Source organism: Limnoglobus roseus (assembly GCF_008254045.1).
In the GTDB taxonomy this organism is placed as follows: Bacteria; Planctomycetota; Planctomycetia; order Gemmatales; family Gemmataceae; genus Limnoglobus; species Limnoglobus roseus.
The window spans coordinates 6,834,010-6,848,259 of sequence record NZ_CP042425.1; the positions used below are offsets into that span (position 1 = coordinate 6,834,010).

Sequence of the window (14,250 nt, forward strand, 5' to 3'; positions counted from 1 at the left end):
TCACTCCACGAACGCGAACTCGGCCGACGACAAGAGCACGCGGCAGAAGCCCTGCCACGCCTTCGCCTCGCCCGTGCCGGAGGATTGTTTCAAATACTTCGCCGCGCGGCTCACTTCCGCCGGCGTGGCCGACCGCGACAAGCTCCGGCGGTACGCTTCCTCGATTCGCCCGATGTCGGTGGTCTTGAGCGACAGCAGCGACTTCGCGAACGCTTCGGAGGTCTGATCGGCCAACTTGCTGTTCAGAAGGAACAGGGCTTGCGACGGGACCGTGGTCGTTGGCCGAAGACCGGCGGGTGTCGAAGGGTCGGGGAAGTCGTTGGCCTGCAACACGTCGTAGACGGCGCTGCGGACAATAGGCAGGTAGACCGATCGCCGCGGCTGGTTGTAGTCTTCTTGTGACTTACTCGACGTACTCCGCACGTACTGCCGGTTCGGTACCGTCATCAGGCTGCCGCCGAGCTTGCGGTCCAACATCTCGGCCACGGCCAACATGCCGTCGCGTTGCTCCTCGGCGTTGAGGCGGCGGCGGTTAAAGTGCCAGTAGAGGCGATTGTCGGGGTCCGCCTGGAATGCGACCGGGTCGTAGCGGGTACTCATCCGGAACGATTCCGACTTCACGATCAGCCGGTGCAGGTGCTTGACGCTCCAGCCCGACTTCACGAACTCGGTCGCGAGGAAGTCCAGCAACTCCGGGTGGGTCGGCCGTTCGCCAAGTTTGCCGAAGTTGTCCGGCGAGCGAACCAACCCCGTGCCGAAGTGGCCGAGCCAAACGCGGTTGGCCATCACGCGGGCGGTCAGCGGGTTGTTCGCACTCGCGACCCACTCGGCAAACTCCAACCGCCCGCTACCCTTCGACAGCGGCGATTGCGCTTCGCCCGCAAGGATCGTCGGGAACCGCCGCGGCGCTTCTTGGCCGAGCGTGAGGTGATTGCCGCGGAGGTGGACCTTGAGGTTCTGGCTCTTGTCGTCCTCAACGGCCATGACCTCATCGACAGCCGGCTTGCCCTTCTCGACCGCGGTCAGATCTTCGCGGGCCTTCTTCAACTCCCCGGCGAGCGTCGCGTCGACTTCCCCGTCGAGGGTGGACGCAACCTGAAACGGCCCCTTCGGATCGGCGGCGATTCGCGACAGTTCGTCGGGCGGTGGGGGTTGGTCCTTCCACTTCGCGGCCAGTGCCTGCCACTTCTTCAACACCGAAGGAAGAAATTTCTTGGCCTCCGCCACTTGTTCGAGTTTCTGCTTCGGATCGCGCGCCAGTTCCAGTGCGGCCGCCGAGTAAGTCGCGGCCTGCTTCCGCTCGGTTTCAAGGCGGGCCTTCACCTTGTCGCGGAGTTCCCGCTCCGGCTTCCTGACCGCATCGGTCGCCTTCTTCAATCGTCGTTCGAAGTCGGCCAATTTCGCGGCGGCTTCCGGCGAACCCAGTGGCCGCTCATGCCAGCGGGCGACGACGCCGTAGTTCTGCATCGTCTTCGTCGAGTAGAAGATGCCCGCGAGGCTGTAGTAATCCTGCGCCGTGATCGGGTCGAACTTGTGATCGTGGCAGCGGGCACAGCCGAGGGTCAGGCCGAGGAACGCTTGCCCGAGCGTGTCGAGTTGCTCGTCGATGATGTCCATCCGCATCTTCATCGGGTCGTCTTCGGCCAGCATCTTCGGCCCGATGATCAGAAAGCCCGTCGCGGTCAGGCCGTCGGCCCGTTCGGCATCGGTGCCGCCCGACAACATGTCGCCGGCGATCTGTTCCTTCACGAACTGGTCGTAAGGCTTGTCGGCGTTGAACGCGCGGATGACGTAGTCGCGATACCGCCAGGCGTTCGCATGGGCGAGGTTCTCGTCCATGCCGTTGCTGTCCGCGTAGCGGGCCACGTCCAGCCAGCGGCGGCCCCACTTCTCGCCGTAGGCAGGCGACGCCAGAAGGCGGTCGATCAATTGGTCCCAAGCATTCGGCGAGTGGTCGTTCACGAACCGCTCGACTTCGGCCATCGTCGGCGGTAGGCCGGTCAGGTCAAACGTGAGGCGGCGAATGAGGGTCCGCCGGTCGGCCTCCGGGGCAGCCGGAAGGTGGGCGTCCTCGCGCTTTTCGCGAAGGTAGCCGTCGATAGGGTTCGCGGAACTCACTCGCGGGGGGCGAGGTTCGCGGACGGGTTGGAACGCCCAGAACGTCTTCTCCTCGGCCGTGAAGGTGCGAACGGCCGCCGGTTTCATTTCGGTCGGCTTGACGGGCTTGGCATCGGGCCAAACCGCCCCGGCCTTCACCCACTCGGTAAGGGCTGCGATGTCCGCGTCCGGCAGTTTGTTCTTCGGCGGCATCTTCAGTTGTTCGGTGTGCTTCAAGGCTGCGATGAGAAGACTCTGTTCCGGTTTCCCCGGCACAACCGCCGGGCCACTTTCGCCGCCCGCGAGCATGGCCCCGAGCGAGTCGAGCCGTAGCTCGCCCTTCTGCTTCGTCTCGTTGTGACAACCCCAGCACTTCTCCGCTAGCAGCGGGCGAATCTTCTTCTCGAACTGAGTGGCCGCGTCCGGGGCGGCCGCACGGAGCGGAAGGCAGCAGGCAAAAAGGAGGAGTAGGCCCGTGACGGGACGCGATAACATCGGCACGCAACGATCTCCGGCGTGGGTCATCGAGATTTCAAAAGGTTAGGATCACAAAAGCGCGGTCGGGTGGGTGCTGGCAGGTAGGCTTATCATCTCACGACGATCCGTCGTGAACAAGCCCTGGCGGAAAAAATGGTGGGTACAAATGAAAATTCACCGTGGTTTCAGCGCCTCTCATTTCGCCGAAACCACGGTGATATTCATTCGAACTGTACCGAGTCACTTCCGTCGCTCCCCCTCTCCCAAAGGAGCGACTTCGTCATTCGGTGTTGGTTCGATGGATGATACAGAAGCACCCGTCGTGCCGAACCGTGATAGCCACCAAAGATTTCCCGTCAGAGCCTTCGAAATCGTTGATTTCCCAGCCGTTCTGCGTTTCGATTGCCCGACGATCGCGATTCGGAATGTCACGACGAATTGTGGATGCCACTGAAACTCTTGGCAACGACTGCTTAAAGAACGGGCGTTGCGAATAGGATCCTGTTTCTCTGGCTCACGTCAGCCGGGACGGCCGATCCTTGTGTATGTTGATCGGTGACGATCTCTCCCGATAGGCCGTGCACGATGGAAGAAATTAATCGCACTCAAATTCAGTCCCCACCGGACTCCGATAGTACGGTCGCGCAAACGTCCGATCAAATCCGCCACGCGACCGAGTTGCCGAAAGCCGCGTTCTGGGAGCGTTCGGAAGGCGATTACGAACTCCGAGAGGAAATCGCCCGTGGCGGCATGGGCGTGGTCCACCGGGCTTACGACCGGCGCTTCGGCCGCGAAGTCGCGATCAAGTCGGTCCACACCCACCTCCAACACGACCGGCAGGTCGTTCAGCGGTTCCTCAGCGAAGCGAAGATCACGGCCCGTCTCGAACACCCCGGCGTGCCGCCGATCCACGACCTCGGCACCCTGCCGGACGGCCGCCCGTTCCTGGCCATGAAGTTGATCCACGGCCGCACGCTGACCGACATTCTGGCCGAGCGGTCGGATCAGGACCTCGGTTCGCTCCTGGGCACGTTCGAGAAAATTTGCCAGGCGGTCGCGTTCGCCCACCGCCGCGGGATCATCCACCGCGACTTGAAGCCGGCAAACGTCATGGTCGGCGAGTTCGGCGAAGTGCAGGTCATGGATTGGGGCATCGCCAAGGACCGAAAAGGCGAGGCGGACGACCGCACGGAATTGACAACGGCACGGGAGATCGCCGCCACAGAGACACAGACGCAAGACGGTACGGTGATCGGCACTCCCGCCTTCATCCCCCCCGAGCAAGCCCGTGGCGAAACCGACGCCGTGACCGAGCGCAGCGACGTGTTCGGCCTCGGGGCGATCCTGTGCGTGATCCTCACGGGGCAACCCCCGTTCGTCGGCACGGGGGCGTTCAACACGGTCAAGTTGGCCGCCGCCGGCAACCTTTCGGACGCCTTCACCCGATTGGATCGGTGCGACGCCGACCCCGAGTTGATCTCGCTGGCGAAGCTCTGCTTGACGGCCAAGCCGGAGGACCGTCTCGCCGACGGGGAGGAAGTCGCCCACGCCATTGCGGGTTACCGCGCGGGCGTGGAGGAGAAACTCCGGGCGGTCGAAGTTGAAAAGGCGCAGGCGGCTGTGAAAGCGGCCGAACTCCGCAAGCGGCGACGAATCGCGTACGCTTTGGCCCTGTCCGTGCTCGCGTTCCTCGGCCTCTCGGCGGGCGGCGCGTGGTGGGCGAATCGACAAGCCACTATCCGGGAGGCCGAGCAGATCGTGCGTGAAGGGGCGACCCGCGGGGCGATCGAATCGGCGTTATCGCAAGCCGACGCGGCCATCCGTGCCGGCAAGGTCGACGACGCCGACTTGGTTCTGAGCCAGATCGAGCCTCGGTTGGCCGAGCTGAGCGAGAACACTTTTCCGTTGCAATTCGCCGACCTGCGGCTCGACATCCGCACGGTGCGGGAGTTGGACGCCGCCGCCGACTTGCGCTGGTCGCTTCAGCACAACCGTACGGGGTACGACGAAGAGCGAAAACTTTATCAGATCGCCTTCGAACGGGCCGGCTTCATTCTCGGCGGCCCTCCGGAATCGTTGGCCGACCGGATTCGCTCGTCACGGATTCGCGACCGTCTCGTCGCCGGCTTGGACGAGTGGCTCGAAATCGGGCCGGACCAAACGGGCTTGCCGGAACTACTCGCACTGGCTGACCCCGACCCGTTCCGCACGCAAGTTCGGGCGGCCCTGGCGCGAAAAGACTTGAAGACCGTCCGCACCCTCGTCGCGGGTGTAAATGGCGAAACACTTCCCCCAGCTTTCGCGGCCATCGTGGGCAGTCGGACGGTTTTGCCCGCCGACGATGCGGAACGCCTCCTCCGGCCGGCTTACGCGGCCCACCGTGACAGTTTCCCCCTCGCGATTTCCCTCGGCGCGGCTTCCGTGCAACCCCGGTCGGGCACGAGTAGTGAAGGCGCGGTCGGCTACTTCCGGGCGGCGGTGGCCCTCCGGCCTAAAAATCTGCGTGCCCGCTTGATGCTGATACTGGCATTGAGCACTCGCGGACAGCACGAGGAAGCCGTTCGAGAAGGGAAGGCCGCGGTCGAGTTGGTCCCCGACTCGTTGCGTGCGCTCAACGCGCTCGCGGCCGCCCATTACCAAGCGGGACAGTTGTCCGAGGCCGAGGCGTCGTACCAGACCGCACTCGAAAAGAGCCCCTCCGGCCCAGCCGCTAACCAAAAGGTTCCTGAGTTCCGAATGCATGCAGTGAAAACGCTTTCAAAAAACCCGACTGGCCGGCCGGCGAGCGACGCATATCTCGGCCTCGGTGGCATACGGTTCGACCTCGCCGACTACGCGGGGGCGGCGAGAGCGTATCAGAAGGCACGGGAGATCTCTCCCGACGACACGAGTGCCATCACCTACGAAGGCGACGCACTCGACGCGAGCGGCCAACTCGATGCCGCGCTCACATTGTTCCGCACCGCGGCGGCCCAGGCACCGCCCGAGTCGTCGTACCAACAGTACCGGTTGGTGGTGGCGCTGCGCGACCGTCGTCTGTTCACCGAGGCGGCCGAGCAATCCAAGAAACTCTGGGACTTGCCCATCTTTGTCGCGGAAGAAGTGTTTCCGCTCGCGGTGGACATTGCGCTCGAGAACCATCAATTTCAGCAGGCCCACGAACAGGCCCAAAAGCAATTGGGACTTGTGCCCCCAACGTCGGTGGCGCGCAAGAAGGCCGAGGCACTCAACGAATGGACGCAAAACTTGTTATCGCTGTCGCAACTGCCGCCGACCGAGCGTGAGAAAATCCTTCAGAACCAGTCGACCGACAACATCATGTCGATCTACCGCCTGGCCGAGTTCTATCGGTACAGTGGTGCGCGGGCGGAAGCCGCCCGCGCGTACCGCATCCTCACGGGGATCACCAGCCGGGTGGGCGTGCAACTGCCGTCGAAAGTGTTGATTTCCGCCGCCCGCACGACCCTCTCGAAATCCAGCCCGCCGACGGCGGTCGATCGCAAGCGTGCCCTCGAGTTCCTGTGGGCCGCGGCCGAAAGTTTGGGCGAAGCGCACAGCCAGGCCGAGACGGTGGAATCACGATTGTCCACGCGCAAGGGGGCGTACTTCCTACGGTCCGATGGCGACTTTTCCTGCGTGCGCAACGCGCAATTCCTGGGTCAGTTACCGCCGACGGAACAACAGTCGTGGCAACGACTCTGGGCGAAATTCGAATCGATCGCAGCGCGGTCGGATCGCGCCGTGCGTGAGGCTCCGCCGGCCCCTCGCGAGCGATGAAACGGGAATCCGAATCTTCGAATAAAATTCCTGGTGCGAAATCTGGGAATTCCAGATATATTTGAAATTGGTTTGGCGAGCGTTCGCTCGCTACCGAAGACGTTGGCCGCGGGCCCCCGCTTCACCAAGTTTTTTGCAGAGACAATTCGATGGCTAAGAATCTCTATGTCGGCAACATGTCGTTCTCGACGACCGAAGATCAGCTTCGGGAAGTGTTCGCGCAGTACGGTACGGTGACGAAGGTCCAGTTGATCATGGACCGCGAAACCGGGCGCCCTCGCGGGTTCGCCTTCGTGGAAATGAGCGAAGGTGCGGATCAAGCAATTCAGGCGTTGAACGGCACTCAACTCGATGGACGGACCCTGACGGTCAACGAAGCCCGTCCCCGTGAAGATCGCGGTGGCGGCGGTGGCGGTGGCGGCGGCGGTGGTGGTCGCGGCGGCTACGGCGGTGGCGGCGGCGGTCGTGGTGGCTACGGCGGTGGCGGCGGCGGTCGTGGTGGCTACGGCGGTGGCGGCGGCGGCGGTGGTCGCGGCGGCTACGGCGGTGGCGGCGGCGGCTACTAAGTCCTAACAGAAGCAACCAAAGCCTCGGCGGTCCTTCGCCGAGGCCTCTTCATTTTCAGACACGTCCCCGCCGAACTGAGATGCGAGCAATGGCCCTGCGAATGTCACTCCGAACACTCTGTCTCGCTTCTCTCACAATCTCGGCTCTGGAATTCTGTTCCTTCTCGCGGGCAGCGGATCCGGTGAACTTCGAGACGGTTCGCACGTTCTTGTCCGGCTACTGCGTCAAGTGCCACGGGGAGAAGGTCCAAAAGGGCGGCTTGAATCTGGTTCCGTTCGCGGACGAAAAGAGCGTCCTCAAGCAACGGAAAGTCTGGCGGTCCGTCGCCGAACAGTTGATCACCAAGGAGATGCCGCCGGAACGCGAGAAGCAGCCCGCCGAAGACGACCGTGCGGCCGTGGCCAAGTGGGTCGGCCAAACCCTCGACGCGGCCGACGAGAGGGACCGCAAGCATCCCGATCCAGGGCGAGCGGTCGTCCGCCGCCTGACGGCCGGCGAGTACAACCGCACGGTGCGCGACCTGTTTGCCGTGAACTTCGACGTGGCCGGGGCCGTGGGCCTGCCCGACGACACGGTGGGCGAGTCGTTCAACAACCTCGCGGCCGCGCTGAACTTCTCCGACACGCTGATGGAGAAATACTTCACGGCCGCGGACCTGATCATCGAGCGTCTTGACGCACCGCCGGCGAAAGGGCCAAAGCTCAAGCCGGGCGAGTTGCCGCCGCTACTGGCGAAAGTCTTCAAACCGGGTGACGTGAAGGGGAGCGTCGAACGCCTCCTCCGCCGAGCGTACCGTCGGCCCATAGACGTGAAGGAAGTCAGCCGCCTGTTGGCGCTGCACGACCAAGCGGCCCCGAACGCGGCGAAAGCCGAGGATGGGCTCAAGCTCGTCGTCAAGGCAGTCCTCGTCTCGCCGCACTTCCTATTGCGCGTCGAGCGCGACCGACCGAACGCCGACTCGCCGTACCCGGTGAACGACCACGAACTCGCCGTGCGGCTCTCGTACTTCCTCTGGTCGAGCATGCCCGACGACGAACTCGCGAGCCTCGCGGACCAGGGCAAACTTCGGCAGGCGGACGTTTACGACGCCCAGGTGAAGCGAATGCTCGCAGACCCGAAGGCGAAGGCGCTGACCGAGACGTTCGCGGAACAATGGCTGCTGTTCAAGAAACTGCCGGACGCGCGGCCGACCACGGAGTTCTACCCGACGTTCACGCCGAAATTGCGGCAGGCGATGCACGACGAGGCGGCCACGTTCTTCGACAAACTCCGCACCGAGGACGCGCCGATCACGGACCTACTCGCCGCCGACTACGCCTACCTCAACGCCGACCTCGCGAAGCACTACGGCATCCCGAACGTGACCGGCCCCGAGTTTCGGAAGGTTCCACTGACCGACCCGAACCGCGGCGGCCTCCTCGGCATGGGGGCCGTGCTGGCCCTGACGTCGCACACCAACCGGACGAGTCCCACGCTCCGCGGGAAGTACGTCCTCGACGTGATCCTCGGCACACCGCCCCCGCCGCCCCCGCCGGGCGTGAGCCAGATTGACGAAGCGAAGGCCGGCAAGGCGGCGAAGAACTTCCGCGAGCAACTCGCCCTGCACGCCTCGCAAGCGAGTTGTGGCGGCTGCCACGCGAAGATCGACCCGCTGGGGTTCGGCCTCGAAAACTTCGACGCCATCGGCCGCTGGCGGAATTCGGGCAAGGACATTGACGCCACCGGCAAGTTGCCCGGCGGCGACGCTTTCAACGGGCCGAAGGAACTGAAGGCTGTCTTGCTGAAACGGAAGGGCCGGTTCGTGGAGAACGTGACCGAGAAGATGCTCACCTTCGCGCTCGGCCGCGAGTTGCACGCGACGGATGACGCAACCGTGAAGGCAATCACGGCCGACCTGGAGAAGACCGGCTTCAAGTTCTCCGTGCTGGTCGGCGACATCGCGAAATCGTACCCGTTTCAGCACCGGCGGAACACGAAGCCGGGCGACGGAGAATAACCCACCTTAGAGGCGGATGCTTTTCGCCCGCCGATCTGTTAAACTTCTGGTACCGCACGCCGCCGACTTCACCTCGGAGCCGAGAATGCCCACCGTCCACCGCCACCCGCAGACTCGTCGGGCGTTCCTACGCGGAACCGGGGCCGTCGTGGCACTGCCGTTCCTGGAGCAACTCCTGCCGGCCGCCACACCGGCGGGCGCGGGCAAGCCGCCGCTGCGGTTCGGCATCTTCACGGTGACGGGCGGGACCGTACTCGAATCGTGGAAGCCGAAGGACGTGGGGCCGCTCGGCAAGTTGCCCTCCATCCTCCGGCCGCTGGAGTTCGCCAAGAACGACATGCTGGTGCTGTCCGGCCTGTCCCACCACGGGCGAAGCGAAGGTCTGAACGCGCACGAACACTGCGCCCTCATGCACCTGACCGGCTCGGAGGTCGTCAAGAAGGTCGACGGCAAGATGATTTCGGCCCCGTCGGTCGATCAGGTCGCAGCCCGCGCCGTCGGCGACCAGACGTTTCTGCCGTCGCTCGAAATGGGGCTGAGCAATCAGGAGACGAAGTACTCCTTCCGCGCAGCCGACGCCCCCCTGCCCTACGAGGGTAACCCTCGCCTCGTCTTCGAGCGGATGTTCCGCGGCCGCACCCCGGTTGTGCCGAACTGGCAGAATCGGGCCAAGCCTTCGCGCTCGACCTCGCGGGTCGGCACCGGCAAACCGAACCTCGACCGCAGTGTCCTCGATTTGGTCCGCGAGGAGGCCAACGATCTGCGGCGAGACCTGGGTGCGGGCGACCGCCAGCGGTTGGAGCAATATCTGGAAGGCGTGCGCTCCATCGAGCGGCGGATTGAGTTCATCGAACACCGTCAGCGGCAGGAAGCGGCCGACGCCAAGAACCCCGGGCCGTCGAAACTCGTTCAGCCGTCGGGCTTGCCGAAGGAGAACGTGCCGATCTGGCAGATTACCAACCCCGTCCACCGCGACCCGGAGTACCACGAGAGTTACACCCGGCTGATGTGCGATCTGATGGTGCTCGCGTTCCAGACCGACACAACGCGCGTGGCCACCTTCGCCTGCGGCAGCGACGAGGCGAGCTTCCCCGGCGTCGTCACCGTCGGCTACGAGACGCACTGCCACACGCTCGAACACCAGGGCAACGCAGGCCGCGTCGAAGACGCCGACCCGATCTCGCGCGAAGCCCTGCGGCAGATTCACGCCTGGTACACGCGACTGTTCGCCGAGATGGTCCGGACCATGAAGGGCATCGACGAGGGCGGCAGTTCGCTACTCGACAATTCGATGCTCCTCTACACGTCCTACATGGCCGACGGCGGTCACGGCACGCAAGACTATCCGGCCGTGCTGGTCGGCAAGGCGGCCGGCACGCTCCAAACGGGCCGCCACCTCGCGTTCGCCGCGAAGACGCCGGTTTCGAATCTTTATTCGGAAGTCCTCGACCGCATTGGCGCGAAGCACGCCAAGTTCGGTGAGAACCTGACGAGCCGCCACCGGCAGTACGGCGGCAAACTGCCCGGCCTCGTGTAACCGCGATTTCAAGCCCTCGGAACTCGGCATGGCAACGTCCCTCTTTATCGCCGTCGGCCTCGACGGGTTGCGGATGCGCTCGACCGACGGGCGAACGTGGACCGACGCGCAGACCGGCAAGGAGGGCGAATCGTACCGGGCGGCCGCCTTCGGCAACGGCCTGTGCGTGGCCGTCGGCAGTTACGGCGGCGACAACATCCTCGCGGCCACGGCCGACGGCAAGACCTGGAAGACCGGCAAGCATGAGGCGAAGTACGTCAAGTACTTCCGCGGTCTGACCCACGGGGACGGGCAGTTCGTCGCCCTCGGCGGCGATCCGGGTTCCGTCGGGAGTTCGAAGCCGTTCGTCATGTTCTCGAAGGACGGCCTGACGTGGGACGGCCCGCACGACGTGCCCGGCAAGCACATCCTCCGTCGGGCGGCGTGGGGCGGCGGGCGGTTCGTGGCCGTCGGCGACCGCGGCCGGCGGGCGACTTCGACCGACGGCAAGGCGTGGCAGGACGCCCCCGAAACGAAGGCCATCGACACGCTCGTGGACGTGACCTTCGGAAACGAGTTGTTCGTCGGCGTCGGCTTGCACGGCCTGCGGATGGCGAGCCACGACGGGCTGAAGTGGACCGCCCGACAGACCGGCGAAGAGGGCGAACACCTGAACAGTATCGTCTTCGCCAACGGGAAGTTCATTGCCGTGGGAACCGGCGCGACGTACACCTCGGCCGATGGCGAGAAATGGGAACGAGCGGTGAACGAGAACGCACCGCAGGTCGTAACACACGCAGGAAGCGTCTTCATCGGGGCGGCGTGGAAGGGGCGGTTACTCGCCTCGTCCGACGGTGTGAGTTGGAAGGAAACACACAAGGCCGACCGGCACGTTCTGGCGGTGGCCGCCGGCACGGTCGGTTGACGGAACCGTTCTCACGGGACGCGACGCATGGAAATCTTGATCCCGGCCGACCGCATCCGCGAGCGGGTCGATGAACTCGGGGCCGAAATCGCCACCGACTTCGACGGCCGACCGATCACCGTCGTCGGCGTGCTGACCGGCTGCCTGATCTTCCTCGCCGACCTGATCCGCCGCCTCAGCCACCCCACACAGGTCGCGCTCCTCCAGGCGTCGAGCTACCGCGGCACGGCCACTACCGCGGGGCGTCTCGACATCCACGACGAGTTGCTACCCGACCTCACGGGGCACCACGTCCTCGTGCTGGACGACATCCTCGACACCGGCCAGACGATCTCGCGCATCGTGGACCACCTGAAAGCGAAGGGGGCGGCCTCGGTGCGGACGTGTGTTCTCTTGCGGAAGATCGGCCGCCAACAGGTCGCGTTCGAGCCGGACTACGCGGGGTTTCCGATCCCGGACAAGTTCGTGGTCGGCTACGGCCTGGACTTCAACGGTCTCTACCGGCACCTTCCCTTCATCGCGGTTCTGCCCGAACTGCCGGCGACCGAGGCGTAACGGCGTGCGAATCGTCCACCTGGCCTCCGGCCTCGGTCCAACTGGGACCGCGCGATCACTGTCTCTGCTCGCACCGGCTCTGGCCGAACTCGGCGAAGAACAACTCGTCGTAAACCTGGGATCACGGGAGCCGTTCGCCGGCGATTTGGCGCAGGGTCTCGTGCGCGACGTGCGGTTTCGCAGTTGGCTCGACCTGGCCGGGGCGAAGGAACTTCGGCGGGTGATCGCGGAGTTTCGACCTGACGCCGTCCACGTCTGGGGGAACCGGGCGGCCGTCCTCTACCACTGGCTGCGCCGGCGAAGTTCCGCCGCCGGAAGGCGGTCGCTTATCGTGAGCGACGTCCGATCGACGACGGGGCTGACGGGGAAACTCGCCGCACGGACCGCGGCCGGTGCGAACGTCGTGCGAGATGCCCCGCTGCTCCTCGCCGGTCCGCCAAGTCCACCCGTCTGCGCGGCCGAACTCGGCCTGCCGCTGAACGCCCGCATCATTGTGAGTGCGGGCAGTTTCGAGCGGCACGCGGACCCGATTTCGGCCGTGGCGGCCTTCGACATCCTGAAGCACACGGCAAAAGACATTCACCTGCTGATGGTCGGCGACGGCCCGTTGCGCCAACGTGCGCAATCAATGGCGGAGACGGTGGGGGCCGGCGACCTCCGCACGCATTTCGTCGGGTTGAGGAAGGATGTGGTCGCCATCCTGCCGGCGGCGACGGCCGTCCTGATTACGCACCGACACGGCGGCCGAACCCTCGCCGCAGAAGCATTAGCGGCGCGCAAACCCGTCGTGGCCTGGGACACCCCCGATTTGGCTGCGCTCATCCGACACGGTGAGAACGGCTTACTCGTGCCGCCCGGCGACCGGCCAGGACTGTCGCGGGCGCTGTTCCGAATCCTCACGGATCCGGTGTTGGCCGAGAAGCTGGAGGCGGTGCCGATGGGGCTGGGAAAATATTCGCCCAGAACCGCGGCACGGGAATGGCAGGCAATTTATCGCACGGCGGCCGGTTGAGCACTATCCGCTGGCGGTCCAACTGACACAATGACCTGACCTCTCCTGCGGGATTCGTGCCATGCTCCGCAACGTCTCGACCGTGATCTTGGCCGGCGGCAAGGGCACCCGCCTGGAGCCGCTGACGCGCGACCGGGCGAAACCGGCCGTGCCGATCGGCGGGATGTACCGCATCATCGACTTCACCCTGTCCAACTGCATCAACAGCGGCCTCCGGCGGATTTCGGTCCTCACGCAGTTCAAGTCGCACAGCTTGAACGGCCACCTCCGCCGGGGTTGGAACTTCCTGCCGAGCGAGTTGGGCGAAGGCGTCGAGGTGCTGCCGCCGCAGCAGCGGATCGACGAGAACTGGTACCGCGGCACCGCCGACGCGATTTATCAGAACATCTACAGCCTGGAACGCCACCGCTCCAACGAGATGCTCATCCTGGCGGGCGACCACATCTACAAGATGGATTATTCGAACATGGTGCGGTTCCACCGCGAGCGGGAAGCCGACCTCACCATCGGCTGCATCCCCGTTCCGCTGGAAGAAACCCGGCAGTTCGGCATTGTCGAGACGGACAGCGAAGACCGCGTGACGCACTTCCTGGAAAAGCCCGCCACGGCCCAACCAATGCCGGACGACGACACACACGCCCTCGGCTCGATGGGCATTTACGTGTTCAACACGCGGCTGCTGTTCGAGCGCCTCTGCACGGATGCCGCGCGGAAGGAGAGCAGCCACGACTTCGGCAAGGACATCATCCCGGAGATGATCTCGGACGGCCTCGGCGTGTACGCCTACCGCTTCCGCGACGAGAACCGCAAGGCCCATGCTTACTGGCGCGACGTGGGCACGCTCGACGCTTATTACCAGGCGAACATCGACTTAGTGGACGTGGACCCCGTGCTGAACCTCTACGATGCGGCGTGGCCGATCCGCACCGTGGCGTCCGATTTGCCGCCGCCGAAATTCGTGTTCGGCGAACCGGGGCCGGCCGGGCACGCCCGCCGCGGCGAGGCGATCGACAGTATGGTCTGCACCGGGTGCATCATCTCCGGCGGCCACGTCCGCCGCAGTGTGCTGTCGCCGGGCGTGCGGGTGAACAGCTACGCGACCGTGGAAGAGTCGATCCTGTTCGAGGGCGTCGAGGTGGGTCGCCACTGCCGGATTCGACGGGCGATCATCGACAAGGACGTGAAGTTGCCGCCGTACACCGTGCTGGGCTACGACGCGGAGTTCGACCGCAGCCGCGGCTTCACGGTCAGTGAACTGGGCGTGGTCGTCGTGCCGAAGGACGAACCGGCCACGGCGTTCCGCTCACCGAACGTCTTGCCCCTCTGAC

The 14,250-nt window shown here is 64.9% G+C and carries 9 protein-coding genes; 8 read left to right on the forward strand and 1 reads right to left on the reverse strand.

From position 1 onward, the window contains the following. On the reverse strand, nucleotides 1–2,592 hold the full coding sequence (locus PX52LOC_RS29155; protein ID WP_246173805.1) for a PSD1 and planctomycete cytochrome C domain-containing protein: 2,592 nt from the start codon (nucleotides 2,590–2,592) through the stop codon (nucleotides 1–3). 567 nt (nucleotides 2,593–3,159) lie between these two features. On the opposite strand from PX52LOC_RS29155, the gene PX52LOC_RS29160 reads away from it, so the two are divergent. The 8 genes from PX52LOC_RS29160 (at nucleotide 3,160) to glgC (ending at nucleotide 14,249) form a co-directional block, all read left to right on the forward strand. Beyond that, the gene (locus PX52LOC_RS29160) at nucleotides 3,160–6,351 is read left to right on the forward strand and encodes a serine/threonine-protein kinase (protein ID WP_149113385.1); all 3,192 of its coding nucleotides are present in this window, start codon (nucleotides 3,160–3,162) and stop codon (nucleotides 6,349–6,351) included. Nucleotides 6,352–6,500: 149 nt separating this feature from the next. Then, nucleotides 6,501–6,917, forward strand: coding sequence for an RNA recognition motif domain-containing protein (locus PX52LOC_RS29165; RefSeq protein WP_149113386.1), 417 nt, complete (start codon nucleotides 6,501–6,503; stop codon nucleotides 6,915–6,917). A 182-nt stretch (nucleotides 6,918–7,099) separates the two neighbouring features. Further along, on the forward strand, nucleotides 7,100–8,914 hold the full coding sequence (locus PX52LOC_RS29170; RefSeq protein WP_168219277.1) for a DUF1592 domain-containing protein: 1,815 nt from the start codon (nucleotides 7,100–7,102) through the stop codon (nucleotides 8,912–8,914). 85 nt (nucleotides 8,915–8,999) lie between these two features. Next, a complete protein-coding gene (locus tag PX52LOC_RS29175; RefSeq protein ID WP_149113388.1) occupies nucleotides 9,000–10,451 on the forward strand; it encodes a DUF1552 domain-containing protein in 1,452 nt (483 codons plus the stop codon). Between the two features lie 28 nt (nucleotides 10,452–10,479). Further along, entirely contained in the window at nucleotides 10,480–11,355 is an 876-nt protein-coding gene (locus PX52LOC_RS29180; RefSeq protein ID WP_149113389.1) for a WD40/YVTN/BNR-like repeat-containing protein, read from the forward strand. A gap of 27 nt (nucleotides 11,356–11,382) precedes the next feature. Continuing rightward, complete coding sequence (gene hpt / locus PX52LOC_RS29185; RefSeq protein ID WP_149113390.1) at nucleotides 11,383–11,910, forward strand: hypoxanthine phosphoribosyltransferase; 528 nt, start codon at nucleotides 11,383–11,385, stop codon at nucleotides 11,908–11,910. A 4-nt stretch (nucleotides 11,911–11,914) separates the two neighbouring features. Further along, complete coding sequence (locus PX52LOC_RS29190) at nucleotides 11,915–12,922, forward strand: glycosyltransferase (RefSeq protein ID WP_149113391.1); 1,008 nt, start codon at nucleotides 11,915–11,917, stop codon at nucleotides 12,920–12,922. 61 nt (nucleotides 12,923–12,983) lie between these two features. After that, complete coding sequence (gene glgC, locus PX52LOC_RS29195) at nucleotides 12,984–14,249, forward strand: glucose-1-phosphate adenylyltransferase (protein WP_149113392.1); 1,266 nt, start codon at nucleotides 12,984–12,986, stop codon at nucleotides 14,247–14,249. Nucleotide 14,250: the final 1 nt, after the last annotated feature.

What these genes read in the sequence shown, in the direction of transcription:
- PX52LOC_RS29155 (WP_246173805.1), bottom strand. Translation starts at nt 2,592, where the DNA reads ATGTTATCGCGTCCCGTCACGGGCCTACTCCTCCTTTTTGCCTGCTGC.
- PX52LOC_RS29160 (WP_149113385.1), top strand. Translation starts at nt 3,160, where the DNA reads ATGGAAGAAATTAATCGCACTCAAATTCAGTCCCCACCGGACTCCGAT.
- PX52LOC_RS29165 (WP_149113386.1), top strand. Translation starts at nt 6,501, where the DNA reads ATGGCTAAGAATCTCTATGTCGGCAACATGTCGTTCTCGACGACCGAA.
- PX52LOC_RS29175 (WP_149113388.1), top strand. Translation starts at nt 9,000, where the DNA reads ATGCCCACCGTCCACCGCCACCCGCAGACTCGTCGGGCGTTCCTACGC.
- PX52LOC_RS29180 (WP_149113389.1), top strand. Translation starts at nt 10,480, where the DNA reads ATGGCAACGTCCCTCTTTATCGCCGTCGGCCTCGACGGGTTGCGGATG.
- hpt (WP_149113390.1), top strand. Translation starts at nt 11,383, where the DNA reads ATGGAAATCTTGATCCCGGCCGACCGCATCCGCGAGCGGGTCGATGAA.
- glgC (WP_149113392.1), top strand. Translation starts at nt 12,984, where the DNA reads ATGCTCCGCAACGTCTCGACCGTGATCTTGGCCGGCGGCAAGGGCACC.